This is a genomic window from Shewanella sp. WXL01 (assembly GCF_012263345.1).
GTDB classification, from domain to species: Bacteria; Pseudomonadota; Gammaproteobacteria; order Enterobacterales; family Shewanellaceae; genus Shewanella; species Shewanella maritima.
In genome coordinates, this window is record NZ_JAAIKQ010000012.1 from 16,137 (window position 1) to 42,505 (window position 26,369).

General features: G+C 45.9%; 26 protein-coding genes and 1 riboswitch. Of the genes, 9 read left to right on the forward strand and 17 right to left on the reverse strand.

The annotated features are described in order from the left end of the window. Together gspD and gspC are read right to left on the reverse strand one after the other, a co-directional pair. Positions 1-2,124, reverse strand: a complete 2,124-nt coding sequence (gspD, locus tag G3R49_RS18295; RefSeq protein WP_130599521.1) for a type II secretion system secretin GspD — start codon at positions 2,122-2,124, stop codon at positions 1-3. A 21-nt stretch (positions 2,125-2,145) separates the two neighbouring features. Further along, positions 2,146-3,063: a type II secretion system protein GspC gene (gene gspC, locus G3R49_RS18300; RefSeq protein ID WP_130599523.1), complete on the reverse strand. Its 918-nt coding sequence runs from the start codon at positions 3,061-3,063 to the stop codon at positions 2,146-2,148. 266 nt (positions 3,064-3,329) lie between these two features. Here gspC and hslR point away from each other — a divergent pair, with 266 nt between their 5' ends. The 4 genes from hslR to G3R49_RS18320 all read left to right on the forward strand — a co-directional run bounded on the left by hslR (position 3,330) and on the right by G3R49_RS18320 (position 8,549). Beyond that, the gene (gene hslR, locus G3R49_RS18305) at positions 3,330-3,731 is read left to right on the forward strand and encodes a ribosome-associated heat shock protein Hsp15 (protein WP_130599525.1); all 402 of its coding nucleotides are present in this window, start codon (positions 3,330-3,332) and stop codon (positions 3,729-3,731) included. 51 nt (positions 3,732-3,782) lie between these two features. After that, the gene (gene hslO / locus G3R49_RS18310) at positions 3,783-4,646 is read left to right on the forward strand and encodes an Hsp33 family molecular chaperone HslO (RefSeq protein WP_167870652.1); all 864 of its coding nucleotides are present in this window, start codon (positions 3,783-3,785) and stop codon (positions 4,644-4,646) included. Between the two features lie 315 nt (positions 4,647-4,961). Beyond that, entirely contained in the window at positions 4,962-6,515 is a 1,554-nt protein-coding gene (locus tag G3R49_RS18315) for a phosphoenolpyruvate carboxykinase (RefSeq protein ID WP_348633944.1), read from the forward strand. Between the two features lie 162 nt (positions 6,516-6,677). Then, on the forward strand, positions 6,678-8,549 hold the full coding sequence (locus G3R49_RS18320; RefSeq protein WP_167870626.1) for a M14 family metallopeptidase: 1,872 nt from the start codon (positions 6,678-6,680) through the stop codon (positions 8,547-8,549). Between the two features lie 107 nt (positions 8,550-8,656). Here G3R49_RS18320 and G3R49_RS18325 read toward each other — a convergent pair whose 3' ends face one another. Beyond that, on the reverse strand, positions 8,657-9,493 hold the full coding sequence (locus tag G3R49_RS18325; protein WP_242620376.1) for a hypothetical protein: 837 nt from the start codon (positions 9,491-9,493) through the stop codon (positions 8,657-8,659). Positions 9,494-9,652: 159 nt separating this feature from the next. Continuing rightward, a complete protein-coding gene (locus G3R49_RS18330) occupies positions 9,653-9,946 on the reverse strand; it encodes a GIY-YIG nuclease family protein (protein ID WP_130599533.1) in 294 nt (97 codons plus the stop codon). Between the two features lie 166 nt (positions 9,947-10,112). On the opposite strand from G3R49_RS18330, the gene moeA reads away from it, so the two are divergent. Then, positions 10,113-11,366, forward strand: coding sequence for a molybdopterin molybdotransferase MoeA (gene moeA / locus G3R49_RS18335; protein ID WP_167870653.1), 1,254 nt, complete (start codon positions 10,113-10,115; stop codon positions 11,364-11,366). A 38-nt stretch (positions 11,367-11,404) separates the two neighbouring features. Then, positions 11,405-12,163: a molybdopterin-synthase adenylyltransferase MoeB gene (gene moeB, locus G3R49_RS18340; RefSeq protein WP_167870627.1), complete on the forward strand. Its 759-nt coding sequence runs from the start codon at positions 11,405-11,407 to the stop codon at positions 12,161-12,163. 100 nt (positions 12,164-12,263) lie between these two features. Here the strand turns inward: moeB and G3R49_RS18345 are convergent, their stop codons facing one another. Both G3R49_RS18345 and G3R49_RS18350 read right to left on the reverse strand, forming a co-directional pair. Further along, positions 12,264-12,533 carry a DUF2986 domain-containing protein gene (locus G3R49_RS18345; RefSeq protein ID WP_245335408.1) on the reverse strand — a complete coding sequence of 90 codons (270 nt, stop codon included), beginning with the start codon at positions 12,531-12,533 and terminating at the stop codon, positions 12,264-12,266. A gap of 222 nt (positions 12,534-12,755) precedes the next feature. Further along, the gene (locus G3R49_RS18350) at positions 12,756-12,923 is read right to left on the reverse strand and encodes a YqaE/Pmp3 family membrane protein (RefSeq protein ID WP_130599537.1); all 168 of its coding nucleotides are present in this window, start codon (positions 12,921-12,923) and stop codon (positions 12,756-12,758) included. A gap of 244 nt (positions 12,924-13,167) precedes the next feature. Between G3R49_RS18350 and G3R49_RS18355 the strand changes: the two genes are divergently transcribed. Beyond that, complete coding sequence (locus tag G3R49_RS18355; RefSeq protein WP_167870628.1) at positions 13,168-14,244, forward strand: GGDEF domain-containing protein; 1,077 nt, start codon at positions 13,168-13,170, stop codon at positions 14,242-14,244. 151 nt (positions 14,245-14,395) lie between these two features. Beyond that, positions 14,396-15,568 (forward strand): GGDEF domain-containing protein, encoded by a 1,173-nt coding sequence (locus G3R49_RS18360; protein WP_167870629.1) that lies wholly within the window; start codon positions 14,396-14,398, stop codon positions 15,566-15,568. A gap of 244 nt (positions 15,569-15,812) precedes the next feature. Here the strand turns inward: G3R49_RS18360 and G3R49_RS18365 are convergent, their stop codons facing one another. From G3R49_RS18365 to moaA, 11 genes are all read right to left on the reverse strand, one after another. Continuing rightward, a complete protein-coding gene (locus G3R49_RS18365; RefSeq protein ID WP_167870630.1) occupies positions 15,813-16,556 on the reverse strand; it encodes a TIGR01621 family pseudouridine synthase in 744 nt (247 codons plus the stop codon). A 150-nt stretch (positions 16,557-16,706) separates the two neighbouring features. Continuing rightward, positions 16,707-17,978, reverse strand: a complete 1,272-nt coding sequence (locus G3R49_RS18370; protein WP_348633945.1) for a HAMP domain-containing sensor histidine kinase — start codon at positions 17,976-17,978, stop codon at positions 16,707-16,709. Between the two features lie 34 nt (positions 17,979-18,012). Continuing rightward, complete coding sequence (locus G3R49_RS18375; RefSeq protein ID WP_167870631.1) at positions 18,013-18,690, reverse strand: response regulator transcription factor; 678 nt, start codon at positions 18,688-18,690, stop codon at positions 18,013-18,015. 8 nt (positions 18,691-18,698) lie between these two features. Next, positions 18,699-19,223: a hypothetical protein gene (locus G3R49_RS18380; RefSeq protein ID WP_167870632.1), complete on the reverse strand. Its 525-nt coding sequence runs from the start codon at positions 19,221-19,223 to the stop codon at positions 18,699-18,701. A gap of 202 nt (positions 19,224-19,425) precedes the next feature. Then, positions 19,426-20,529 (reverse strand): ABC transporter ATP-binding protein, encoded by a 1,104-nt coding sequence (locus G3R49_RS18385; protein WP_130599549.1) that lies wholly within the window; start codon positions 20,527-20,529, stop codon positions 19,426-19,428. Further along, entirely contained in the window at positions 20,510-21,190 is a 681-nt protein-coding gene (gene modB, locus G3R49_RS18390; RefSeq protein WP_130599551.1) for a molybdate ABC transporter permease subunit, read from the reverse strand. Before modB ends, G3R49_RS18385 begins: the two co-directional genes overlap by 20 nt. After that, positions 21,190-21,909 (reverse strand): molybdate ABC transporter substrate-binding protein, encoded by a 720-nt coding sequence (gene modA / locus G3R49_RS18395; protein ID WP_167870656.1) that lies wholly within the window; start codon positions 21,907-21,909, stop codon positions 21,190-21,192. The genes modB and modA overlap by 1 nt, the downstream gene beginning before the upstream one ends. Before the next feature lie 93 nt (positions 21,910-22,002). Next, positions 22,003-22,464 (reverse strand): molybdopterin synthase catalytic subunit MoaE, encoded by a 462-nt coding sequence (gene moaE / locus G3R49_RS18400; RefSeq protein ID WP_167870633.1) that lies wholly within the window; start codon positions 22,462-22,464, stop codon positions 22,003-22,005. A gap of 1 nt (position 22,465) precedes the next feature. Continuing rightward, positions 22,466-22,714, reverse strand: a complete 249-nt coding sequence (gene moaD, locus G3R49_RS18405; RefSeq protein ID WP_130599555.1) for a molybdopterin synthase sulfur carrier subunit — start codon at positions 22,712-22,714, stop codon at positions 22,466-22,468. Between the two features lie 84 nt (positions 22,715-22,798). Further along, positions 22,799-23,275 (reverse strand): cyclic pyranopterin monophosphate synthase MoaC, encoded by a 477-nt coding sequence (gene moaC, locus G3R49_RS18410; RefSeq protein WP_130599557.1) that lies wholly within the window; start codon positions 23,273-23,275, stop codon positions 22,799-22,801. A gap of 32 nt (positions 23,276-23,307) precedes the next feature. Next, positions 23,308-24,288, reverse strand: a complete 981-nt coding sequence (gene moaA, locus G3R49_RS18415; protein ID WP_130599559.1) for a GTP 3',8-cyclase MoaA — start codon at positions 24,286-24,288, stop codon at positions 23,308-23,310. Next, positions 24,276-24,409: riboswitch (molybdenum cofactor riboswitch) on the reverse strand. It overlaps the preceding gene by 13 nt. Before the next feature lie 265 nt (positions 24,410-24,674). On the opposite strand from moaA, the gene G3R49_RS18420 reads away from it, so the two are divergent. Further along, complete coding sequence (locus tag G3R49_RS18420) at positions 24,675-26,324, forward strand: electron transfer flavoprotein-ubiquinone oxidoreductase (RefSeq protein ID WP_167870634.1); 1,650 nt, start codon at positions 24,675-24,677, stop codon at positions 26,322-26,324. Positions 26,325-26,369: the final 45 nt, after the last annotated feature.

Sequence of the window (26,369 nt, forward strand, 5' to 3'; positions counted from 1 at the left end):
TTAGTTACCACTTTCTGTATCTTGAGAGTTGGACTTTTGCTTACTCTCTTCAAGTGCTTTTAATGTCGCGTCTGTTTCGCGCATCTCGGTTTTTAGTCCTTCACCAGACTTATAACCTTCTAATACCCTGTTTACGTCATCAGGTAGGTAAGCTTCTTGGTCCCACTCTTCTAACACAGGCACAGTAGTTTGCGGCATTAGGTTAACGCCACGCTCTTGTTGTTCAAGTTGCAATGCACGGAAATAGTTGTACTTGCGACCTGCTACACCTTCCATGGTAATACCGTCACGAACAATCGTCGGCTTGATAAATACCATTAGGTTGCGCTTTTTCTTACCGCTAGACGATGACTTAAATAAGTGGCCAATGATTGGTAGGTCGCCTAAGAAAGGTACCTTTTGCACACTTTCTTGCACTTCTTCATTAATCAGACCGCCTAGCACAACAATTTGACCTGAGTCGGCCATAACGGTTGTTGTTAAACGACGAGTAGCAAAGGTAACGTCGACGCCGGTTTTACCATTAATGCCTGATACTTCTTGCTCAATAGTGAGTTTAACTGAAGTGCCTTCGTTAATTTGTGGTACAACTTTTAGCTTCACACCCACTTCTTTACGTTCAACGGTTTGGAACGGGTTAGAGTTGCCGTTGCTTGAGTTTTGCGCCCCGGTAAGAATTGGTACTTCATCACCCACGATGAACGATGCTTCTTGGTTATCTAACGTAGTAATCGAAGGTGTTGCTAGTACGTTTGAAGTCGTATCGCTCGACACAGCTTGAATAAGCGCACCAAAGTCGCCCATTGCCACACCCCATGCCATACCGTTCACTTTACCTAACGCAGAGGCAAGCAAAGTGATATCACCGCGTTGCTCTGGGTTTTCAGTACAAGTACCGTCATTACAAACAGTCGAACCGTCCGTTGGCTGAGCTTGCCAAATACCCGCGCCAATCTCACCAATGGTTGGACCTAAGTTGTTAAACTGCGTACCACCACCGGCTTCTGTTGCCCACTGAATACCAAAGCCAACGTCATCCCCTTCAGCTACTTCTACAATAATCGCTTCAACCAATACCTGAGCACGGCGAATATCTAGCTGGTTAATAACACTTTCAATAGTACGTAATTGATCTGGCTCAGCACTTATTACCAAGGCATTGGTGTCGGTGTGCGCCATAATATTAATCTCATTGCGGCGCTTGCTGCCGCCAGATTGCTGACCGCTGTCTTGGTCGTTTTCAAGCTTTTTGGCAAAACCGGTTAGCACTTCAACTAAGTCTTCGGCGTTAGCATAACGTAGGTAACGTACCTTAGTATTGCCGGTATTGGCTTGCTCTGAGTCTAAACGCTTAATCAATTCAACTACACGTGAGCGGCTTTTTTCATCACCACTAACAACCACGGCGTTAATGCGTTCATCTGCAACCACTTTAGGTGCTTGTCCTGGCAACTGAGCTTGCTTGGCATTAGCGCGGTACAAGGTATCAACAATACGCACAATTTCACCAGCTGAGGCATATTGCAGTGAAACCACTTCTACTTCAGTGTCACCTTGCTTGTCGACGCGGCGAACAATCTCAACCAGCTTATTTACGACTTCAGCGCGGCCTGTGATCATTAATACATTTGATGGGTCGTAGTTAACAACGTTACCGCCGCCAGCGTTATCGTTGAGCTGACGTAGTAATGGCGCAAGCTGTTTTGCCTCAGTGTTATATAGCGCAACAATGCGGGTGACCATTTCATCACCTAGACCTGGACGGTCATCATCGGCTACACGGATAGCAGCAGTTTTAGCGTCTTTGTCTTTGATCACCTTGATGACTTGGTTGTCCATCTCAACCACTGCGTAGCCGTAGACTTGCAGCACGTTTAAGAAGAACTGGTAATATTGCTCATCATCTAAAAGGTCATAACTACGGACATTAATTTTGCCACGTACAGTAGGGTCAACAATGATGGTTTTGTTAAGGTTTTTACCAACGATGTTGATAAATTCTTGGATGTCAGTGCCCTTAAAGTTGGCCGCATATTGATCTGACCAAGTTGGTTGCGAAGCAAATAGGGCAGCGCCTGCAATGAGGCCTGCGATGACTTTGCGTCGAATACCTGCGTTATTCATTTATTCTTCCCCTACTGCCAGTTATTGCTCTGGCAAACTAAACATGATTTCGACCAATTGCCCTTCACGTTCAACCATGACTGACATTTCGGTTAACTCCGGCAATTGCGCCATCACTTCTAATCCCTGACTCATATCGGTCAGGTCGTATCCATTTATCGATTTCGCTAAGTCGTTGGCTTTAAAACCGGCCTGTTTAAATAGGTCACGATCTTTACCAGGGTTTAAACGATATCCTGCAATTTCTTCGCCTTTTCTAACCGGTGAAATTGCAATGTATTCGGTAATTTTGCTTGGATCAGCAAGTAACTCAGCGCGAGACTCAGCAATGGTTTCTGAAATTGCGCTATTGCGCTTATCTAACTTCTGAACCTTTTGCTTGGTCTTAGCTTGTTGCAAAGAATCATTTGCTGCACTGTTGGTAGTGTACTTAAGACCATCAAGCATCAAGGTCTCGTAGCGACCAGCGTTAGAGATAATAATGCGGTCAGCATAGACTTCTTTTAATGAGGCTGAGGTGCCTTTGATTTTATCACCTAGGCTATAGGTTTCTTGGCTGCCGCTAGACTCAATCACAGCTAAACCTTTAGTTTGCGCAGTTGAGGCAACAACACCGGTAAGCTGAATCGAAAGGTTAGTTTTAGGCGCGTCGGTAATCTGCTCTACCTGCTCGACTTTAGGTTGGGCAGCTTCTGCATCGGCATCGCCAAACAAGGACAATTTGTGAACGGCACTCAGGTCAATACTGCCACCGGCTTGATTGCTAGTGACTGGCGTTGGGCTCCAACGAGTATTGTCTTTTGGCACAGGAACCAACTTCCATGTGATTTGCGCGGCTAGCATTAATGCCAGCACCAAACCCAACATAAATAGTAGGTTACTAAGGGGCTTTTGCGGCACAGTTGCGGCTTTAGCGACTAGTTTATCGAGTAAATCCATAAGTTATTTCACCCTATTAGCGCATAGTAAGGGCAAGGTCTCTTTTATTATATTCATTTTTTATTAAGTAATAACTTCTCATGCTAACCCACGCGGCGTTTTGCAACAAGTGCACATCCGCTTGCGGATTGGCGAATATGCGCAAAATATGTTAACTTTGCGCGCCTAAAAACGCTATGCACAGAGGCGAGTTTTGCGATTATACCCAAAAAGTATGACTAGGAAATGACTCAGCTTGTGAACTCATCCCAGTTTCAGGAGATTCTATGAGTAGTAATAGCAAAGATGACAAACTTCAAGTCCGTCTCGATAAATGGTTATGGGCCGCCCGCTTTTATAAAACTCGTTCTATAGCAAAAGACATGATCAATGGCGGAAAAGTTCACTATAACGGTCAAAGAGTCAAATCGAGTAAAAATGCCGAAATTGGCGCGACCTTGCGTTTACGCCAAGGCTATGATGACAAAGAAGTCGTAATCGAAAAATTATCAGAGCAGCGGCAAAAGGCTGCCATCGCTCAAACCCTATATCGCGAAACCGCAGAGAGCGAGAGTAAGCGCGCCTTCAATGCAGAAGCTCGCCGCCTCAACATTCTCAATAATCCGGCACCAGAAAATAAACCGGATAAAAAGCAACGTAGACAAATTATGCGCTTTAAAACCCTTTAACGCGCCTATATGTACATGAAAGATGTGCAGCAGATATGTACGAGAGACATGATGAACAAAGATACATTACACCGTTTTGTTTTTGACAACCTAGATGTGCGCGGTGAAATCGCGCAGCTAGAGCAAAGCTACCAACAAATATTGGCAGCAAATAACTACCCAGTGGTACTGCAGAAAATCCTAGGTGAGCTATTAGTTGCAACCTCACTATTATCTGCCACGATTAAGTTTTCTGGCGATATCAGTGTGCAACTACAAGGTGACGGTCCGGTTTCACTCGCAGTGATCAATGGTAATAGTGATCTTGAGTTACGTGGTGTTGCGCGCTGGAAGGGTGAGCTAGTAGATACGGCTTCGCTCAGCGAACTTTTCGGTAAGGGTTATATGGTGATCACGCTAACCCCAACAGAGGGCGAACGCTATCAAGGTATCGTCTCGCTTGAGCATGCCGACCTTGCAGCCTGCCTAGAAGAATACTTCAATCAATCTGAGCAGCTACCAACTCAAATCAAGCTATTTGCTGACGGTAAGCAAGCTGCGGGTATGTTGCTACAGGTATTACCGTCTGACAAAGACAATAATGAAGACTTTGAGCACTTAACCACGCTAACCACCACGATTAAGCAGCAAGAACTGTTTGAGCTACCAGCAACTGAAGTGCTGCACCGCCTATACCATGAAGAAGATGTGCGTCTATTTGATGGCGACAGCGTTACATTCAAATGTAGTTGTTCTCGCGAGCGTACTTCGGCGGCACTGCGCACACTAGCAAAGACAGAAGTTGACAGCATTATTGCGCAAGACGGTGAAATCGTAATGGGTTGTGAGTACTGCTCAGCAACCTATAAATTCGACGCCATTGATGTCGCTGCAATTTTTGCTGATAGCCCAACAACGGATACTCCTGCACAGTAAACGCTACGCGTAAATAGATCGACCGAAAATGATCTCATTTACAGCAACAGTTACCAAAAAAGGCACCAAAACGGTGCCTTTTTGCTATCCATGCCAATCTAACCTGCTTTATTACGAAAAACTTTCAAAATAATTACCAAACTGTATGCCATCATCTACCTAACATAAGTTACAATTGTACAACCGAGAGCTACAACACAAAAACGCACGCCAATTAAGAGTCATTAAGCTCAGGCGAACAAAAATAATAATCTCGGCGCGATGCAGTTGTGAGGCTTCCCCCTCACTAGAAAACGACCTAACACTTATACGGAGATTGACACTATGGCGGATGTTCAAAACCGCGTTCACCTCAACCTAACCTCTGCGCAACTTGTTGAACTAGCCCTAGCTCGCAACGAAGGCCAACTGACTGCAAATGGTGCGCTAGTCGCGAAAACTGGTGAGCGTACAGGTCGCTCGCCGAATGATCGTTTCATTGTTAAGGAGCCAGGCACTGAAAACGAAATCGAGTGGGGTAAGGTCAACCGCCCTTTCGATGCAGGTAAATTCGATGCGCTTTGGGCACGAGTATCTGACTATCTAGCACAAAAGAATGAGCTATTCCGCTCTGAGCTTGAAGTGGGTGCTGACGATGAACATTACCTGCCGCTGCAAGTCACTACCGAATATGCATGGCACCAAATCTTTGCTCGCAACTTATTTATCACACCAACTGAGTTTAACCGTGGTGACAAGCCAGTTTGGCAAATCATCAATGCCCCAGGTTTTGTGTGTGAGCCTGAGCGCGATGGGACAAACTCTGAAGCCACAGTGATCATTAACTTCGCAGAGCGCAAGGTGCTACTCGCTGGCCTTAAATATGCGGGCGAAATGAAAAAATCGATGTTCTCGGTACAAAACTTCCTACTGCCAGCCAAAGGCGTTCTGCCAATGCACTGCTCGGCCAACGTAGGTCACGATGGCGATACCACATTATTCTTTGGTTTATCTGGCACAGGTAAAACCACGCTGTCAGCAGATCCAAAACGCCTATTAATTGGTGACGATGAGCATGGCTGGGCACCAGGCGGGGTATTTAACATCGAAGGCGGTTGCTACGCTAAATGTATCGACCTGAGCCAGAAAAACGAGCCAGTGATTTGGGATGCAATCCGCTTTGGTACCGTACTTGAAAACGTAACCTTAGATGACACTCGTACACCTGATTACAGCGACACCACGCTTACTGAGAACAGCCGCGCAGCTTACCCACTTGAGCATATTGAAAAGCGCGTTGCAGCTAACCGCGGTGCAGAGCCTAACTCAGTGGTCTTTCTAACCTGTGACGTGTCTGGCGTACTTCCTCCTGTGTCTGTACTGACTAAAGAGCAAGCGGCGTATCATTTCTTATCAGGTTACACAGCTAAAGTTGGCTCGACTGAGATGGGCTCAACTGCAGCGATTCAGTCGACCTTCTCGACTTGTTTCGGCGCGCCATTCTTCCCACGTCCAGCAGGTGTTTACGCTGAGCTGTTAATGAAGCGTATTGAGTCATTCGGTAGCCGAGTTTATCTCGTCAACACTGGTTGGACTGGCGGTCCTTACGGCACAGGTAAGCGTTTTGATATTCCAACCACTCGCGCGATTGTCGATGCGATTGTATCTGGCGAGCTAAAAGATGCTGAAACTGAGTACCTAGAGCAGCTTAACCTGTCAGTACCAAAAGCCATCACTAATGTTGATAGCGCATTACTGAACCCAATCAATACTTGGGATGACAAAGCTAAGTATCAAGAGTACGCAGCTCAGTTGGGTAAAGAGTTTGCAGAAAACTTTGCCAAGTATGATGTTTCAGATGCAATTAAAGCGGCAGGCCCGAAAGCGTAATTACCACGCTTTAAACCTCCTTTAAATGCTACAACCAAACCCTGAGCTAACTCAGGGTTTTTTATTACATTTTTTTACCGAATCGCAGACAGCATCAAGTTTACTGCCACCGCAACAGTGCTAAGATGATGGCTTAATTTCAGACATGTTGAAGGGATAACCATGCTGCGCCAACCTCTCGCTTTGAGCCTTATTAGCTGTATTTCACTCGCCGTCTCATCGAATCTTCTCGCCAATGACGATTTACCCTTAGCAAGTAACCACAGCGATAAGCAGCCTGTTATTGCCAATGACTATATTAATGATGCAATTTTGCCAGCTTACATTCCTTGGCACGGCAACAGCGAGCAACTACTTAAAAGCCACGAGCATCCCTGGGTAACACCGTTTGAATTAGAGGGTTTTAAAACCAGCCCAAACTACGACGATACCGTTGCCTGGTTAGAGAAGTTAGTCGATAGCTCGCCAATGCTGCATATGCAAAGCATAGGTAAAAGTCCTCAGGGTCGCGATATCTGGATGATTGTTGCCAGCAAACAAGGCGCGACAAATGCAGCTGAGCTAAATCAAAATCGTAAACCTAAGGTGTTAGTACAGGCGGGTATTCACTCAGGTGAAATTGATGGTAAAGATGCTGGCATGATGCTGCTACGAGACATCACTCAAGGTGATAAAGCTGCACTGCTGGATGATGTAAACCTACTGTTCATTCCAATTTTGAGTGTTGATGGTCATGAGCGTAGCAGCGAGTTCAACCGAGTTAATCAACGTGGGCCTGTCAATATGGGCTGGCGCACCACAGCAACCAACCTTAACCTGAACCGCGACTACGCCAAAGCCGATGCGCCAGAGATGCAGCACCTGCTACGCACCATCAATATTTGGCAACCCGACCTTTACCTTGATGTGCATGTCACCGATGGCATCGACTACCAGTACGATGTCACCTTTGGTTATAACGTTAAACAAGGCTACAGCCCTAATAGTTTTGACTGGCTAGAGAATATCTACCGTGTTGAAGTAGAGGCTGAACTCACTAAACAAGGACACATTCCTGGGCCACTAGTCTTTGCCATGGATAATGGTGATATGAGCAAGGGCTTATCTTATTGGAACCCCAGCGCACGCTACTCAAACGGCTATGGTGATGCGCGCCATCTACCAACGGTATTGATTGAAAACCACAGTCTTAAACCCTTTAAACAAAGGGTGCTTGGTACATATGTGATGCTAGAGCAAACTCTTAAGACTGTTGCCAAACATGCCACTGAGCTTAAGTCGGCTATCTACTCAGATAAATACCAACATCCAGACACCCTAACCCTCACCTGGAAATCTGAGCTGCAGCCTCAAGGCTGGGACTTCAAAGGCATTAGTTACACCACAGAGCAAAGCCCGATTAGCGGCGCAGAAGTAGTGCGTTGGAGCGGCAAGCCAACTTTGTATGAGCAGCTACCAGTATACGGTAATACCAAAGCCGATATCAGTGTCACGCGCCCAGCGGCTTACTATATCCCTGCCCAGTGGACCAAGGTGATTGATACGCTAGCCCTGCACGGGGTACGTATGGAAGTTGTTGAAAAGCCAATGACGCTAGAGCTTGAGCATTACCGTTTTAGCGAGCCACAGTTTGCCCTCAATGCCTATGAGAGCAGGCAAACAGTCAAAGCTAAAGTGAGCTCTACGGTTAAAACGACTGACATCGCCGCTGGCACCATTAAGGTTAATACTGCTCAGCCATTGGGGCGTCTGGCAATGTTACTGCTAGAGCCGCAAGCACCTGACTCTTTGTTCTTTTGGGGTGAGTTCAACACGATTTTCACTCGTACTGAATACATTGAAGGCTACGCTGTTGAGGTAATGGCAGCTAAGATGCTTGAGCAGCAACCTGAACTAAAAGCTGAGTTCGACAAAGCTCTACAAGATGAAGCTTTCGCTAATGATCCTCGCGCGCGACTAAGTTGGTTCTATCAGCGCAGCCCCTACTACGACAAGCAGTATCAGGCATACCCTGTGATGCGTTCTGTCGATTAACTCGCATTTATCTGTGGCGGCAATAAGGTTCACTTATTGCCTGCTCGCTTATTGCATTTCATCAGTTGCAAACAGACACCTGTATACAGCCAGTAACATAGCGGCAACTACAAAAAGCTATGTTCAAGCTTAACTTTGATATTGGGTTGATCGGTTAACGACATCCATAACTTAGGGTCGCTCACAGGTGTGTCGCTAGGTAAAGAGCTGTTGTACAGTTCGAAAACTGTGCTTGATTTAAAACGCGACAACGGGAAGATCTCTGCGGTTGTAGGGTGTTGCTGCATAAACCCAAGCAGGCGCCCCGAATCAACTAACTGAGTCAGCCCTTTGGTCAGTCGCTCATTCAGCTCGGTATTTTGTTTGCTAGTAAAGAAATACATCGGCAAGTGGTAACGCAGTAAGATTTTATCAAACGCCATTAAGTTGGGATTGTTCAGCCCCTTAACCTCGGCATAACCCTCATTTAAACCTCGAGGAAAGTAATCACATCGCCCTTCATCAAGCATGGTATACATCAGGTTGAAGGTAATAATGCGTTCCACGCGATAGCCATTTTCTTGCAAGATATCAGAGTCTGGCCACTGCGCCCCTTGACACGCGACCAACTGTTTTAGCTGATACGGCTGAGTAATTTGATTGAACTTGTCCAAGCTATCTTTGCGAATAACTGGAATGCGCACACCTAATAGTCCTCCAATAGCAGGAATGCGAATTGCGTTGAAATCCAACTCCCTCTGTGTATTTGTACCAGCCCAGAACACGTCTAATTCACCGTGATTAAGCATACTAAAGCCACGGGACTGAGTGACATGACTAGCAACTTTGTCGATTTTGAGCGGGCCATATTCAGCTTGTGTTTCTTCAACAACTAGCTGTAATAAATCTTGATAATATTGATGACTTAAATTTTCTGCCGATTTAGCAGCTTGAATTCGCAACACATCCTCCGCCAAACTGCATGTTGGCAGACAAGATACAAGCATTGATAATGCGAAAATTAGGACTAACTGCAACCTTTCCATAGGTGCCCATTCACACAAATTTTTGCCCAATACTAGCCTAAATTTTTCATCTAGCGCAAAGACTTAAACGAAAAATTGCTAGCCTCCAGACTTTTTAGATGTAATTAACGCCAACTTTTTAGAGCGAGTCATTTTTTTAATTTCTAGTTCACGTTTAGTCGCTAAACTGCGGTTTTGCTGCGCTTCTTGATACACCAAACGCAATGGCCCTTTCCCTTTTAAATACTTTGCGCCTTTGATGCCATGCTGATGCTCGTCAAAACGCCGCGCAACATCTGTGGTGATCCCAGTATATAAAGTCCCTTTGGCGCATTCGATGATATAAACAAACCAGGCTGATTGCGCTGATTCTTGGAGTGAATTTTGCGGCATATGTTGAATTAAACCAGATGAAAATCCTATACAATTGTACTTCGTGGCATACTAATGCACTAATGTTATGACTTGACCCGGCTACAAGCTCACAAAACCAATGAGTATTGCCGTTGTCATTCCAACTTCGAAAGACAAAGTAGTGAGTAATCTAAAGGAAGCTATGATGTTACCAACTCAAGACCCATGCACTCAACCAGGTTTGCTACACCCAGCTAAAGCAATTGAGCAATTGCTCGCGCAAGTCACGCCAATTGAAGAAACCGAATTAGTCAGTTTGTCACAAGCTACGGGTCGAGTGTTAGCTGAGGATCTAGCTTCAAGTATCGATTTACCACCATTTGATAACTCAGCAATGGACGGTTACGCCTTTGCTTATGCGGATGTGAAACCTGAAACCAGCAAGCAAGAATTTACCCTAGTCGGCAGCTCTTTTGCAGGTCACCCATTTACAGGTGAAGCAAAGCCTGGCAGCTGTATTCGCATTATGACGGGTGCTCCCGTCCCTGCCGGTTTCGACACAGTGCAAATGCAAGAGAAAACTTCAGCCAATGGCGATAGCATCAGCATTGAAATTCCAGCACGTCAAGGCGCGAATGTTCGCCGCCAAGGTGAAGAGCTCACTGCTGGCACAAAAGTGCTGCGCCAAGGCTGTATCATTCGCGCAGCTGAAATGGGCGTGTTAGCAACCATTGGCGTTAGCCATGTGCGAGTAAAGCGTAAAATGACCGTTGCCTTTTTCTCAACCGGTGATGAGCTGCGTCCTGTTGGCAGTGAGCTAGCGCCGGGGCAAATTTACGACTCGAACCGCTACTCAATTCAAGGTTTATTAACCAAAGCCAATATTGAATGGATTGATCTTGGTGTCATTCCTGATGACAAAGAGGCAATCCGCGGTGCGTTTAAAGAAGCCGCTGATAAAGCCGACATGGTATTGACCTCTGGGGGCGTATCGGTTGGTGACGCTGATTACACTAAGCAAATTCTCTCAGAAGAAGGTGAGATTACCTTCTGGCGCCTTGCCATTAAACCAGGCAAGCCTTTCGCCTTTGGTAAATTGGATGGTGCAGTGTTCTGCGGTCTACCAGGCAATCCCGTATCGTCTATGGTGACTTTCTACAAACTAGTATGGCCTATCATCAATAAGATGCAGGGCTTACCCCCAGCTAAACCACTGACTTGCAAAGCAACCTTAACTAGTGACATTCGCAAGCAACCTGGCCGCTTTGAATATCAGCGCGGTATTGTTACCGCAAATGAAAACGGTGAGTTAACTGTGGCAACCACCGGTGGCCAAGGCTCAGGTATGTTGACCTCAATGAGTATGGCAAATTGCTTTATTTTGCTTGAGCAACAGCAAGGCGATACCCCTGCTGGCAGCACTGTCATTATTGAGCCATTTAATACCGTTTTAGATTAACCCTCGACGTAAACAAGGCAAGGGCAACACGATAGCCAATGGATAACCAAGCTGAAATCTTATCTGACGCAGAGATTATGCGTTATAGCCGTCATATCTCCATCAAAGCGATGGACTTTGAAGGCCAGGAAAAACTAAAACAAGCTAAGGTGCTAGTTATTGGTGCTGGCGGCTTGGGTTGTGCCACCAGCCAATATTTAGCCGTATCAGGTGTTGGCCACATGACCTTGGTTGATTTTGACCATGTTGAAGTGTCAAACCTGCAGCGTCAGGTACTGCACCATGATGCCGATGTTGGTATTGCTAAAGTGGAGTCGGCTAAAGCCTCACTTGAGCAACTAAACCCGCACATTAAAGTCGATGCAATTAACCAACTGTTAGATGAAGAACAATTAGACCAACTGGTCGGCTCGCATCAGCTAGTTTTAGATTGCACCGACAATGTGACCGTGCGAGAACAGCTCAATCGCTGCTGCTTTAAGCACAAGGTCAACTTTATCTCAGCGGCGGCCATTCGTATGGAAGGCACTGTGACCGTGTTTGACTATCAGCAAGATAGTCCGTGTTATCAGTGCTATAGCAGCATGTTTGGCGAACAACACCTAACCTGTGTTGAGTCAGGTATCCTAGCGCCTGTGGTGGGATTAGTGGGTTGTGTTCAAGCAACCGAAGCAATCAAAACGCTGGCTGAATTTGGCGATAACCTCGCGGGTCGTATCTTAATGATTGATGCAATGACCATGGAGTTTCGCTCAATGAAGCTACCTAAGCAGGCAAACTGTCCTGTTTGCGGCTAAGCTCGACCAACTTATTTAACCTCAGCCGTGTTGTTAACCTTTGCTGCATGGACAAGTGCTGCCTAGGCATCTATTGAACAGGCAGCTATTGCCTAGACAACTATTGTGAGCAAAGCGGCTGAGTTTCTAATTTCACTACACCTGTTGACGCAACATCATTTTGCTCATCATCTGTTTGCGAAGTCCCAGTTTGTTGAGTCTCACGCTGCTTGGCTTCCCGTTCTTTTACTTCAAGTTCTTTTGCTTCAAGGGCAGCACGATCAGCCTTACTAACATATTTAGCTTTGCCATTGCCGCCCGCCTTTTTGGCATTGGCTTTCTTCGCCTTCGCTTTTAGAGTTGAGTTGATCTTCTTTCTACGGTTCATCATTACCTCGCAATTTGCCAGCAATTATAAAACAAAGCCAAGCGCTGCAGGCACTCATTTGTCGCGCTAACCGCAAACCTCTACCTACTACCAATTAGCACAAGATTGCTCACAAACAAAAAACACAGCCAAAGCTGTGTTTTTCTTGTCAGACTAGCCACATTATTAACTGGCTGGTATTTGTTCTTTAAAGCAACCTTATTCAGGCCAGTTTATATTGGTTTACTAGTCTTGCAGCACAACCCAAATTGCATGGATTAAGCCCGGAATAAAGAAGAAGATGGTCAACACTATGTTGATCAACAAGTCTTTACCTGCACCTTTTTTCAAAAAAACTGTTACTGGCGGAATAAAGATAGCAATGATGATCAGAAGTAGCTTATTAGTATCCATGTATGAGCCCTATTTTATAAGTTGGTGTCACGAAAACATTCCTGTCTCAACCCAAAATAACACATGATTCAAGTTGTAAACCAGTGTAATTATTTCTACCATCAAAGCGTTTTAAACCGTATGCTCAAAAAATTGCAATTACTATAACCATAACAACAATCAAATTGCGCTGATGATTTACGTTCAATTCCTTTGTCTAATTGCAACTGCTTGCACCCTCGCCTGGGCCGCACTAGCAGGACCAATGAAAATAGCCCCTCAAGCCAGTACTCGCTTTGCTATCGCCAATATTGCCATGATGACAGGCTTTATTCTTTACACTCAGCGCAGCAACGAAATCAGCTATTTCGCCTGGTTTGTTGCTGACATGGTGATGCTATTAGGCTTTATGCTAGTTCGCTGGGGCGGGCAAAGCCTATTCAAACAATCTAGCACCATTACCAACGATTGTTTATTACTGCTCGCCACCGCGCTACTCATGCTGCTGGTACCACCACAAACCACTTATGCGGCCTACATGGTACTGTTGATGAGCCTAGTCGCGGCATACATTTTTGCCATGGTAACCCGCGATAATTATCACGCACTGAATCGCGGGGTAAACTTGCATTACAGTGTGGTGCTTAGCGTACCTTTTGCCCTTGCCAGCATTCTTTTTCTTGCCCGAGGACTAGGATACCTGCTTTGGCCTGACGATATGTTACTGCTGGCAGAACAAAACAGCCTAGATCAACCCGTGTTGATGTGGACTTATATCGTTATGCTACTCACCGTCAACATCGTACTGCTAGGCAATGCTGTGGCGCGTTTAGTATATAAAATTCGTCAGCTAGCCAATCGCGATCAACTGACTGGCTTATGGAATCGTCATGCTCTATTAACCAAGCTAGCAGATGTTGATGCTCATTGGCGCCGCCACCAACATGTCTATAGTGTGTTGGTAATTGATCTAGACCACTTTAAGCATATTAACGACCAATATGGCCATCTAATTGGCGATGAGGCACTGAAACATTTCAGTACCTTACTCACTAACTCACTCAGAAAAGTTGACTTTATTTGCCGTTACGGTGGCGAAGAATTTTTAGTAATCTTACCTTCCACACCAACACAACAAGCAATGTTGGTGGCAGACAAACTATTGACCATCATTAATAGAGCGCCATTTAAAACGGCCAATACTAACCTTTACCTTACCGCCAGCATTGGTGTCGCCACCTGCCGCAACGACCTTAACTATGATCAAACACTTAATGCTGCCGACAGCGCCATGTTTGAAGCTAAACAAAATGGCCGTAATACCATCCGCTGCGCTGCATAAGAGCCAATTCAAGCTGGCCACTGTTTACTTTAGCCAGTACTTTTACTAAAGACATGTTGCCAAACTGTTGCTATGCTAGCTGCTGAGTTTTTCACCAGCTAAGTGAAACCGTAAGTTAAGCCTATTAAAAACAACAAAAATAAGTCAATCAATGGAATATGATTCAGCCAATACGTTAATGCAGGTAGTGTGCCTTTTACTGGCATTTGCAGCTGTGTCTTGGGCAATTATGGTGCGACCAATGCGTATCGCCCCAAAAGCCAGTTTGCGCTTTTCCATTGCAAATGCTTGTGTATTAGCCGGCATGCTGCTGTATACCCAGCGCTCAGCTGATGTCAGTTACCTATACTGGATTGGCGCTGATGTAACCATACTGCTTGGCGTTTCATGTCTGCGCTCTGGCGCGCAAGCGCTATACCACCTGCCATCTAGCCTGCACATCGATTTATCTATTATTGCAATTACGGCGCTATTAATGTCGCTAGTACCACCTAGCGCAGCCTCGGGCGCTTACCATGTATGTTTGCTTTCTGTCAGCTGCGCCGTGCTGTTTTATGGTTTTGCCAGAGACCACTATTTTGGTTTTAAAGAAACCCTCACTTCTTTTGCCACTTATTGGCTCGTTGTACCTTTGGTCCTGATCAGCTTATTGTTCCTATCACGAGCCATTCTGTTGATTGTCGACACCAGCCACTTAAGCTCGATTGCAACCCTTGATGCTAGCCCACAACGTCCGGTTTTAGTGTTGTGGGTTTATATCGTGTTTATTCTGGTGGTGAACATTTTAGCGGTTGGCAACTCCATCAATAAGCTAGTCACCAAAATTCTCTCTATGGCGAACGTCGATGCACTTACGGGCGTGTATAACCGCAATTATTTGCACCACAAACTTAATAAGGTGCATCGTCAATGGCTGCAACATCAGTCGCAATATAGTGTGCTACTGTTCGATCTCGACCACTTTAAGCAAATTAATGACACTTATGGTCACGGTATTGGTGACGAAGTGTTGAAGCAAACAGCCCAGAGAATTAGTCAGTCTCTGTACAGTGATGATTTTTTCTTCCGTTTTGGCGGTGAAGAGTTTCTGGTGCTCATGCCCAACACCAGTGTAGATCAGGCGCACGCATTGGCGCAGCGTTGCAAGGCAATATTGAATGACTTTTCGGTGGCAACTGCGCAAGGCGCGATTAAGGTGAGCGCTAGTTTTGGCGTGGCTAGCATATCCCAAGGAATGTCGTCTGAGCAGCTACTGTCCCATGCAGACAAAGCCATGTATCAGGCCAAACATGCTGGAAGAGATTGCATCCGCAGCGCTGCCTAGCGAGAGCAATAATCATTTGCTCACAACATCAAGCGTCAAATAGACTACTTAACCTGAACTCTGGATAAGGAAGTGCTAACCACTACCTAAGCCAGAAGTATCCCCCCATTATGTTTCTAGCGAGATAGTTTTTGTTTAGTTCAAGGCGAAGCTACGCGTCAATAGCTAGCCTATTGCAAGTAGCTTCAACAAAGAAATAGACAAAAATAGCCGTTAGAAACCGATTTATTATCCAGGGTTCAGGTTACTTACGTTTCGGCCAAACTAAAGCATCAGGGCTCGCCCACTCAGTTTGAAGCTGCTGCATGCACGCTTTATCAATAAACAAGCTACCAATTTTTGGCAATGACTGAAACTGGTATTGTTGCCCCAGATACTCAAAAACCAAAGTATAAGCATGTAAGTAGCAGCGTTGATGTTGGCTATCAGCCTTGCCATAGAGCTTATCGCCCGCAATCGGCACACCTATACTAGCGAGCGCCACCCGTAATTGGTGAGTTTTACCACTGTGTGGTTTTAGTAGATACAGTCTTACCCCCTCGGCAATTGATTGCGAGAAAAACTGAGTAATTGCTGGGTTTTCTTGGCTTCGCAGCAGTTTGTACATGCTGCGACGAGATTTAGCCATGTCACCGATGACCCAACCTTGCTTCTTCCTAGGTTTTCCCTCAGCGATAGCCAAATAGTATTTCTGCACTAAATGCTGGCTAAACAGCTCGGTAAACTTGGCGGCAACAGCCGAAGATTTTGCTAGAATAATTAAACCCGATGTCGGCGTATCAAGCCGATGCACCGAGTAGAGTTTGCAGTTTAAATCTTGCTCTACTTGCGCAACCACGCCCGCGTGACCATCTTGACTATGAAAGTGCACTTCAGGCGCTTTATCAATCACCACAAAGTCATCATGCTGGCTCACAATTTGATAACTGGCATTAGCAGGTGATGCAGGTTGAATATCTGCAGCAGGATCAGAAACTGAATTGGGCATAAGAAGGCAAGAACCATAATAGGTAAACACAGACAGCTTAGTGTAACCAACTGAGACAGGTTTCACCAATGGCACTGAGGTCATAGCGAGAGCGGATTAATGAAAGAAGATGAAGGGAAGCAAGCTTCCCATATGAACGGGGTAAAGTGACTAAAAGCGAATGCTAACAACCAAACCAGGATGGTTGTCTGACAATGCGATACTCGCTTGGTGGCGCGATAAAATCGCCTTCACCATAGATAACCCAAGGCCCGTGCCCTTATAGTGACGACTTGGGTCAAGGCGCACTAGACGCTCAAACACACGCTCTTTGTCTTCATCGCTAATGCCGGGACCATTATCAGCAATCACAATCAGCTTATTACGTTGACTAATGGTAATTTGCGCGCCGTCAGGCGAATACTTTATTGCGTTATCAATTAGGTTAAACAAGGCTTGGAACAACAGATGTTTATCGCCCTGAATATGAGCGTCCCCCTCAAGATTAAGCAACAATACCTGCTCTTTCGACTCAGCAACCACTTCAGCCATTTCATACAAGTCCTGACACAATTGCTGAAGACTGATCTTCTGTAGGTCGAGGGTTTGTTGTCCTTCCTCAATACGAGTGAGTGACAGCATGGCATCAAAGGTCGCCAAACAGTCGTCTAACTCTTCAAGCAGCTCAGCGGTTGCATCAGCTACCTGTTCAGGTGGCTTATAGGCTAATTGCTCAATGCCTATTCGCAAGTGCGATAATGGCGTGCGTAGATCATGAGCAATATTGTCGGTTACACCGCGCACCGCCAATAAGTTCTGCTCAAGCGTATCAAGCACTGAATTAAACTGCTTAGCGAGAACATCAAACTCATCTTGCTGATCACTTACCGGCAACCGAGTTTCATAGTGACCTTTTTGTACCTGCTCACTCAAACGGTTGTACTGCACGATTCGGCGTAAAATGGCCTTGGAAAACCCATAACCCACCGCCAAAGACAACACCAGCATAAACACCACAGCCCAAAAAGCAGCGTTGAAAAACTTCTCAATTAAGGCTGCAAGCTGATCAGTACGCGTCGCGATTAACACGGGGCCGTAGCGGGTCATCACTATGCCACCCGTAAGAATATGCAGCTTGTCAGGGCCACCCGTAAAAATCGGAAACTCTTTGGTTTCCGGCAGCAACGGCATATCGTCAGGTAAGAAGGTTAACGAGCCCACCATATCGACATTACTTTGCCAGGCAATCAGCGCCGTTTTAGGATCGGCAGCACGAATTTGCGCGGCAAAGCTACGCCTATCAACAGTTAACGACAACTGCTGATAACGTTGCATCTCTGCAGCGAGGTGGGTATCAACTTGAGTTTGCTGCTCGATGACAAGCTGGCGATACAAGCCTGACACCAGCAGCACAATAAGTAGGGTGACTAAGGTAGAGAAGATTAAGGTAATGCGCCAGGCACTACTCTGATAAGGCTTAATGCCCTTTGCAAAGGCGATAACCTGCCCCTCGCACAGTTTCAATTAACTCGCCATAGCCGAGCTCTTCAAACTTGCGGCGCAGCTTGGCAATATGCACATCAATCACATTGGTACGTGGGTCAAAGTGGTAATCCCATACGGCTTCAAATAGCAAGGTGCGGCTAATCACCTTGTTTGGGTTTTCCATTAGGTATTTAAGTAACTGGAACTCTTTTGGCTGCAGCATTAGCTCTTGGTCATCCAGGGTCACTTTGCGGGTCAGTAGCTCCATGCTCAGCGGGCCGACTTCAAGATCGGTTGCTGCTGGCTGAACTTGATTGCGCTGGGTAAGCTTTTCAGCACGCACTAGTAACTCGGCAAAAGCGAACGGCTTAGTCATATAGTCATCGCCACCTGCTCGCAGACCTTTCACCCGCTCATCCACATGGCTTAATGCAGACAAGATAAGCACAGGCGTGGTATTGCCACAGGTACGCAGCGCCGATAGCAAGGTTAAACCATCAAGCTTGGGCAACATGCGGTCAAGAATAATTAGGTCATAATCATTGTGCTTAGCAAGCGTAAGCCCTTGCTGACCATCAGTGGCACTGTCCACCTGATACTGCTGGGCGGTAAAGCCTTCAGTAACATACTTCAGTGTGGTGGCATCATCTTCAACAATCAAAATACGCATAAGCTTGATTAATCCCATTTCAACAAAGGTAGCGGCCTTAACTTCTCAATATCAAACGCCACTATGCTTTTGCGGCTTTGATTCAGGAGTTTTAGCTCGAGATAACTAATGGACAGGTCGTGGTCAAGTTCGGCTTGTAATAAAAAGCCTTGGTGGTTTTTACGCGCCATTGCCACCAGCTTAGAAAAGGCAATGTGCTTATCTTGCAGCATAGACACTGCATGGGCTTGATCAATCTTATCCAACACCACCCGCTCTTGGGTGTGTTCAAGCACTTCACCGTCACTGGCTCGTACAAAAAAGCGCGAACGCTGCTCTGTTGCCAGATCAATCATCGACACCTTGTACACTAGTTGCTGATCTTCAACTTCAACGCCGAAACCGCAAATGGTGCTTTTTTTATGTTGCTGTTCAATTTGCTGCATCACAACGGCTGGCGCAATGACCTCGCTTTCAGCCAGCAAAGATTGAATAGTAGGCGCAGCAATACTACTGAAAGGTATAAAACAGATTGCCAACAACAAGCGAACCATTAAAAGCCTCAACGATTAAAATTTAGGGTTACTACTTTACCTAAGAGTGAAGGCATTCCCAACTATTGCGAGATTAATAATTGATCATAAAGTCAGAGGATTACGAAACAAAATCAGCATTACTACGCACTTAACAAGGGATTAGCCACAGATGAACCAATGATTAATCTCAATTAACCTTAACTACTTACCACATTAGAGACTAACTAAAGATATGAATTTGATCTGACTTAAGCGCAACCGTGGTCTGCAAGCCAACTCGCAGTTGAAGTTTGTCAGCAAGATGACTTGGTACATCAGTGTTGATTCGCTCATTCACACCATCAATACTGGCAATTATGCGCACACTTTCACCCATGACCAGTAACGACTCAATAGTCACTTCTAGTTTATTGATACTGCGACACAAACGACCACGGCTGATTGAATTAAAACGAATACCTTGGTTGGGGATGACCCAGCGAATGGCTTGGTCAGGCTCAAAATCTGTCACGCCATCGCAGGCAATAACATGGTCACCTAGCTTAAATCGGGTTAGATTTTGTTGCTTATCAACTTCAGCTACAGTACTTGAGAAAATATTACGCAGACCCATTTGCCTTGCCACCGCCTCATTTTGCGGGTGAGATAACACCTCAAACGGCTTGCCCTGCTGTTGCATTTTGCCTTGGCTAATAAGCAGCATTTTATCTGCCAACAGTAAAGCCTCGTTAATATCATGGGTCACCATAATCACAGGGATCGCCAGCTGAGACTTGAGCTTGGCAAGCTCGATATATAAGCGCTCACGCGTTTCTCTATCAACGGCTGAGAACGGCTCGTCTAACAACAAGACTTTTGGTTCACGTGCGAGTGCACGCGCCAGCGCTACTCGCTGCCTTTGCCCGCCTGATAAATTAGCGGGTAACCTATCTGGCATGCCATGTAGGTTAACTCTCTCTAGCCAGTCTTGTGCTCTAGGCAAGCGCTCAGGCTTAGCAATGTGCTCAAGCCCTGCCATCACGTTTTGCACTGCAGATAAATGCGGAAACAACCCAAAATGCTGCGGCATATAACCAATATGGCGTTGCTGTGGACTTAGTTGGGTCGAAGTATTGGCATTAAACCAGTCTTGCTCTCCATAGCGAATAAAGCCTTGTTCGGCATGGGATAAACCGGCAATCATTCTCAGCAAGGTGGTTTTACCGCCGCCAGATGGGCCAACCACAGCCAAAACTTCACCAGCTTTACAACTAAAACTAGCATCAATAGGGATAGGCGACTGTTGCTTTAATTCACAATGGAGATCAGCGGCTACGACGCTCATGCTGGCCTCCTAATCGTCTTGATAAACTAGTAGTTAACGCTAACGCGCTAATGGCAAATAGCAACAGGATAAGCGACATCACGCCGGCAGCATCAAAGTCAAATGCCTGCACACTGTCGTATATGGCAATTGAAATAGTTTTGGTTTCACCGGCGATACTGCCACCTAGCATGAGCACAACCCCAAACTCACCCAGTACGTGGGAGAAACACAGTACAAAGGCTGTTAATACGCCAGGCCACACCATAGGTAACTCGACCTTAATAAACGTCGTCCAGCGGCTCATACCGCAGCAGGCTGCGGCGTCACGAATATCAGCAGGAATAGATTCAAACGCGCGCTGAATCGGCTGCATGGCAAAGGGAATATTTACCAGCATAGAGGCAATGACTAAGCCAGAGAAATGAAACACCAACTGCTGACCAAAAACTTGCTCAACCCAGCTACCGATCAAGCTTTGACTGCCCAAGCCAACCAATAGATAGTAACCAATCACAGTAGGTGGCAACACCAACGGCACCATGATTAACGCTTCGACCCAGGACTTACCTTTAAAGCGCCCATAAGCTAGCGCACGGCCAGCGATAATAGATAGCGGGATCAAAAACAGCACAGTGTAACAACTTAACTTAATTGAAAGTGTTAGTGCTTCCCAATCCATCAATTCCCGCCTTTACCGAAACCGTATTGCTCAAAAATAGCTTGCGCGGCGTCTGATTGTAAATATGAATAAAATGCTTTTGCGGTATCGCCCGCTTTTTTGGTTAACACCATTTTCTGGGCGAGTGGTTGATAATATTGCTGTGGAATTTCGATATAGTTAGCCCGCGCTTTAAAACGTGGCGCACTGGCAAGCGACAAGGCAACAATACCACCTTGGGTTGAACCACTTAACGCAAACTGAGCCGCTTGCGAGACATTTTCACCGTAAATCAGCTGCGGCTGAATATCTTGCCAAAGCGATAGCTCTTGCAACACTTGCCGCGCACGCTCGCCATAGGGCGCGTGATCAGGGTTGGCAATGGTAAAGCGTGATAGCTTGCCTGAGGCGAGCAGGGCTTTCACGCCATTTAGCTGCTCATCTAGCTGCAATGGTGAGTTCTTAGGCGCAGCTAGTACCAGTTTGCCTAGGGCATAAATATCACCATCGCCTTGAGTAAAGCCAGCTTGCTCAAGCTGCTGGGTATAACGCCTATCGGCTGATAAGAATAATTCGAACGGGGCACCGTGTTTAATTTGCGCCACAAAGTTACCCGACGAGCCGTAAGAAATCCGCACCCGCTTGCCGGTATCTTGGCTAAATTGCTTGGCAATATCATCCAGGGCGAACTTGATGCTGGAAGCCGCAGCGATAGCAGGGACATCCTTGGCGCTCGCCATGTTCGGCAATAACACGCTAATACAAATCAGCGCGCTAATGACGCGCGCTGATATCTTAGAAAATACACTCACAAATACTGAGTCCTAGTGCAATTATTCTTGCCACATTTTGGCAGCTTGTTCGTCACTGTCGCGTGCTTCGACCCATTTATCGCCATCACTACCGGCTTCGAGTTTCCAAAATGGTGCTTTGGTTTTTAAAAAGTCGATTAAAAACTCACAAGCCGCAAAAGCCGCTTTACGGTGTGCACTGGTCACGCCAATAAATACGATTTGCTCTCCTAGCCCCATAGTGCCAACACGGTGGATAATGGTGACCTTGTTCAGCGGCCAGCGGTCATAAGCCTGCTCAGCAAGTTGATTCAGCACTGACTCTGTCATCCCTGGGTAATGCTCAAGGGTTAAGTCGGTGACGTCACTACCGTCATTAAAATCGCGCACTTTACCAACAAAATTAACCACTGCACCGTCGCTATTATCATTGGCTAGTAGCGCATATTCTTCGGCAACGTTAAAGTCTTGGGTTTGAACGATGACTTTTGCTTGCTGGCTCATATTAACCACCTGTTACTGGTGGGAAGAATGCAACTTCGTCACCTTGTTCAACCACGGTATCCCAGTTACTCATGGTTTGGTTTACCGCAACAAGTAGTTTGTCTGAGGTCATTACTTTGCCCCACTTTTCATTTTTAGCGGCTAATACCGCTCGTAAATCTTCCGTGGTGTGGATCCCTGAAGCCGGTACAGCTACTTTATCTGTACCTAGCAATTCACGTACTTGAGCAAAAAATAATACCTGGATCATAACAACTCTCTCATAAAACCAGCGCTAACTGAGCATACGTTTCAGCTAGCTGAATCTGACCTAATAATAATTTTAAATAAAGACTTAAGCAGTGAAGTGTCCTGATTTTCCACCGCGTTTTTCAAGTAAACGCACCTGCGAAATAATCATGTCTTTTTGCACGGCTTTACACATATCGTAAATGGTTAACGCCGCGGTTGACGCAGCAGTTAATGCTTCCATTTCTACGCCAGTTTTGCCAGATAGTTTACACAGGCTAACAATGCGCACACGGTTATGTTCAACCTGTGGCTCAAGTTCAACCTCAACTTTAGTCAGCATTAGCGGATGGCACAGTGGAATTAAATCTGAAGTTTTTTTGGCGGCTTGAATACCTGCAATACGGGCGGTGGCAAATACATCCCCCTTGTGATGACTGCCACTCATGATCATCTCTAAAGTCGATGGTGCCATTTCGATAAATGCTTCTGCGCGGGCTTCACGCTCGGTCACTGCTTTTTCGGTCACATCGACCATGTGGGCGTTGCCATCGGCATTAATATGGGTAAAACGCTCGCTCATGAATAAACCTTGTTTAATATTAATTAGAAAGGTTAGCCACCAATGGACGCCAAATGTTGCGTCACACCAGTCACTCCTTGATGTAAGAAATGAGTTTCTTTTTTCTGCTCAAGCTGACCATGTAGACGCTCAATAAGCTCAGGTCGTTGACTTGCATCTTGCAATAAATCGCGCAGGTCAAGGCCATTTTCAGTAAACAGGCATAAATGCAGCTTACCTTTTGCCGAAACCCGCAGGCGATTACATGAAGCGCAGAAGTTCTTTTCATAGGGCATGATAAGGCCAATGCGACCTTGATAGTCACCATGGCTAAAGTTTTGCGCTGGGCCGTCATCAACACGTGGCAAATCGAACAACCAGCCTTGTTGCTCAAGCTGCTTCTTAATGTCGATGCCCGATAAATGATGTTCCTGGAAATAGTCGTGACCCAGACCCGTTTCCATCAGCTCGATAAAGCGCAAATCAATTGGCGTGTGCTTAATCCAGTCTAAAAACTTAGGTAAGTCTTTATCGTTAAGGCCTTTAAGCAATACAGCGTTAACTTTAATACGCTCAAAACCAGCCTCTAACGCCGCATCGATACCACGCATCACTTCGTCGAATTTATTCTCGCCAGTGATCTGATAAAACATTTTCGGGTCAAGGCTATCAACTGAGACATTAATGCGTCGCAAACCAGCGTCATACCATTCTTTAGCGTGCTTGGCTAAACGGTAACCATTAGTGGTGGTTGCAACAGTTTTAATATTAGGAGTATCAGCAACAACACGAATGATGTCAGTGAAATCCTTACGCAATGAAGGTTCACCACCAGTAATGCGGATTTTTTGCGTGCCTACTTCAGAAAAGGCGGCAACCAGGTTTTCAATCTCATTGAGAGATAAAAACTTAGGTTTACCATCAGGGCGATAGCCATCAGGAAGGCAGTATGTGCATTTGAAGTTACATACGTCAGTGACTGACATGCGCAGATAATGAAATCTACGACCAAAATTATCTTGTAGTTGGGACATGTTAACCTTTCCAAGTGCGGGAGGTGAGTGCATTTCTTTACCCACCCCGGTGGCATCATTACCACGGCTAGCATCCCATATCTGTGGACGTAGGGATGAAAGCTCGGAGAACCGTCATGTCTAATTATAGGCAGATTTTTTGCCCAACCAATACCCCTTTAGCTCAAATTTTCACTTTTGATCACACTACTGTTAACTATTTGTGACTCATATCAACAGTGGCAGATTGTTTTTTCCGCTGTGACACAGCGCAATTTTACGGTAAGGTTAATAACTAAACGATCGTTTACGTTAGCGTCACGGAATGCCGCTAAATAAACAAAAATCGTCACAACAACAAATGACTCTGCAATGTACAGGGTTTAGCCACTACAAAAGGTGAGGAAATGGAACGCGAATCAATGGAGTTCGACGTAGTCATCGTCGGCGCAGGCCCAGCTGGTTTAGCAACAGCCTGTCGTTTAATGCAAATATCAAAAGACGCTGACAAAGAAATCAGCGTTTGTGTGGTAGAAAAAGGCTCAGAAGTGGGTGCGCACATTCTTTCAGGTGCGGTATTCCAACCAGATGTGTTAGATGAACTATTTAAAGACTGGCGCACTAACTGTGCTCCACTCACCACTCCTGTTACTAATGATGACATTTATCTATTCAATAGCGATACAAAATCGCGCCTAATGCCAAATAGCCTGGTGCCAAAAACCATGCACAACGACGGCAACTATATCGTGAGTGTAGGTAACCTTGCTCGCTGGTTAGCAGAAAGAGCCGAAGAGCTTGGGGTGGAGATCTTCCCAGGCTTTACTGCGAGCGAACTACTATTTGATGAAAACAACGCGGTTAAAGGTATCTTAACTGGCGATATGGGTGTTGGCGCCGATGGCAGCGAAAAAGACGGCTATATGCCAGGCATGGAACTGCTAGCTAAGTACACAGTGTTCTCTGAAGGTTGTCGTGGTCATTTAGGTAAGCAGCTTATCGCTAAATATCACCTAGATAATGGCAAAACACCGCAGCATTACGGTCTTGGCTTTAAAGAAATTTGGAAAATCCCTGCTGAGCAACATCAGCAAGGTAAAGTCATCCACACAGGCGGCTGGCCATTAGTTGATGGCGCATCTGGCGGTGGTTTCCTCTATCACATGGAAGATAACCAGGTTGCAGTTGGTCTGATTGTTGACCTTAACTACAAAAACCCACATTTGAGCCCATTCGATGAGTTCCAGCGCTACAAAACTCATCCTGTTATTGCGCAATACCTAGAAGGCGGTGAGCGCTTAACTTATGGTGCCCGCGCGATTGCCAAGGGCGGCCTTAACTCACTACCTAAAATGTCATTCCCGGGTGGCCTACTTGTGGGTTGTGACGCTGGCACCTTGAACTTTGCCAAGATCAAAGGCACTCACACTGCAATTAAGAGCGGTATTCTAGCAGCAGAAACTCTAGGTGAAGGGCTAATTGCCGGCCTTGAAGGCGGGAAAGATCTCGATTGCTTCCAAAGTCGTTTTGAAAACAGCTGGTTGCACGAAGAGCTACACAGCTCACGCAACTTTGGCCCAGCACTGCATAAGTTTGGCACCTTGTTAGGCGGCGCGTTTAACTTTGTCGACCAGAACTGGTTTGGTGGCAAGTTCCCTGTCACGTTTAGAGATATCACGCCTGATCATCAAGGCATGGGACTGGCAAGTGATTATGCCAAAATCGACTACCCTAAACCTGACGGAAAGCTGAGCTTTGATAAGCTGTCTTCAGTGTATTTATCCAATACCTACCATGAAGAAGATCAGCCTTGCCATCTGCGCCTAAGTGACCAAAGCATTCCGGTAAGCGTAAACCTTGCAAAATATGATGAACCCGCGCAACGTTACTGCCCTGCTGGTGTTTATGAGATTGTTGAGGAAGAAGGCGAGTCAAAGCTGGTAATTAATGGTCAAAACTGCATTCACTGTAAGACTTGTGACATCAAAGACCCAAGTCAAAATATCACCTGGGTGACGCCCGAGGGCGGCGGTGGGCCTAACTATCCGAACATGTAGTCTCATTGCTCGATGATAGAACGAATTAAGCGCACCCTTTGGTGC

Excerpts from the sequence above, each read along its gene's own strand:
- gspD (WP_130599521.1), bottom strand. The coding sequence starts at position 2,124 with ATGAATAACGCAGGTATTCGACGCAAAGTCATCGCAGGCCTCATTGCA.
- gspC (WP_130599523.1), bottom strand. The coding sequence starts at position 3,063 with ATGGATTTACTCGATAAACTAGTCGCTAAAGCCGCAACTGTGCCGCAA.
- hslR (WP_130599525.1), top strand. The coding sequence starts at position 3,330 with ATGAGTAGTAATAGCAAAGATGACAAACTTCAAGTCCGTCTCGATAAA.
- hslO (WP_167870652.1), top strand. The coding sequence starts at position 3,783 with ATGAACAAAGATACATTACACCGTTTTGTTTTTGACAACCTAGATGTG.
- G3R49_RS18320 (WP_167870626.1), top strand. The coding sequence starts at position 6,678 with ATGCTGCGCCAACCTCTCGCTTTGAGCCTTATTAGCTGTATTTCACTC.
- G3R49_RS18330 (WP_130599533.1), bottom strand. The coding sequence starts at position 9,946 with ATGCCGCAAAATTCACTCCAAGAATCAGCGCAATCAGCCTGGTTTGTT.
- moeA (WP_167870653.1), top strand. The coding sequence starts at position 10,113 with ATGTTACCAACTCAAGACCCATGCACTCAACCAGGTTTGCTACACCCA.
- moeB (WP_167870627.1), top strand. The coding sequence starts at position 11,405 with ATGGATAACCAAGCTGAAATCTTATCTGACGCAGAGATTATGCGTTAT.
- G3R49_RS18345 (WP_245335408.1), bottom strand. The coding sequence starts at position 12,533 with ATGATGAACCGTAGAAAGAAGATCAACTCAACTCTAAAAGCGAAGGCG.
- G3R49_RS18350 (WP_130599537.1), bottom strand. The coding sequence starts at position 12,923 with ATGGATACTAATAAGCTACTTCTGATCATCATTGCTATCTTTATTCCG.
- G3R49_RS18355 (WP_167870628.1), top strand. The coding sequence starts at position 13,168 with ATGAAAATAGCCCCTCAAGCCAGTACTCGCTTTGCTATCGCCAATATT.
- G3R49_RS18360 (WP_167870629.1), top strand. The coding sequence starts at position 14,396 with ATGGAATATGATTCAGCCAATACGTTAATGCAGGTAGTGTGCCTTTTA.
- G3R49_RS18365 (WP_167870630.1), bottom strand. The coding sequence starts at position 16,556 with ATGCCCAATTCAGTTTCTGATCCTGCTGCAGATATTCAACCTGCATCA.
- G3R49_RS18375 (WP_167870631.1), bottom strand. The coding sequence starts at position 18,690 with ATGCGTATTTTGATTGTTGAAGATGATGCCACCACACTGAAGTATGTT.
- G3R49_RS18380 (WP_167870632.1), bottom strand. The coding sequence starts at position 19,223 with ATGGTTCGCTTGTTGTTGGCAATCTGTTTTATACCTTTCAGTAGTATT.
- G3R49_RS18385 (WP_130599549.1), bottom strand. The coding sequence starts at position 20,529 with ATGAGCGTCGTAGCCGCTGATCTCCATTGTGAATTAAAGCAACAGTCG.
- modB (WP_130599551.1), bottom strand. The coding sequence starts at position 21,190 with ATGGATTGGGAAGCACTAACACTTTCAATTAAGTTAAGTTGTTACACT.
- modA (WP_167870656.1), bottom strand. The coding sequence starts at position 21,909 with ATGGCGAGCGCCAAGGATGTCCCTGCTATCGCTGCGGCTTCCAGCATC.
- moaE (WP_167870633.1), bottom strand. The coding sequence starts at position 22,464 with ATGAGCCAGCAAGCAAAAGTCATCGTTCAAACCCAAGACTTTAACGTT.
- moaD (WP_130599555.1), bottom strand. The coding sequence starts at position 22,714 with ATGATCCAGGTATTATTTTTTGCTCAAGTACGTGAATTGCTAGGTACA.
- moaC (WP_130599557.1), bottom strand. The coding sequence starts at position 23,275 with ATGAGCGAGCGTTTTACCCATATTAATGCCGATGGCAACGCCCACATG.
- moaA (WP_130599559.1), bottom strand. The coding sequence starts at position 24,288 with ATGTCCCAACTACAAGATAATTTTGGTCGTAGATTTCATTATCTGCGC.
- G3R49_RS18420 (WP_167870634.1), top strand. The coding sequence starts at position 24,675 with ATGGAACGCGAATCAATGGAGTTCGACGTAGTCATCGTCGGCGCAGGC.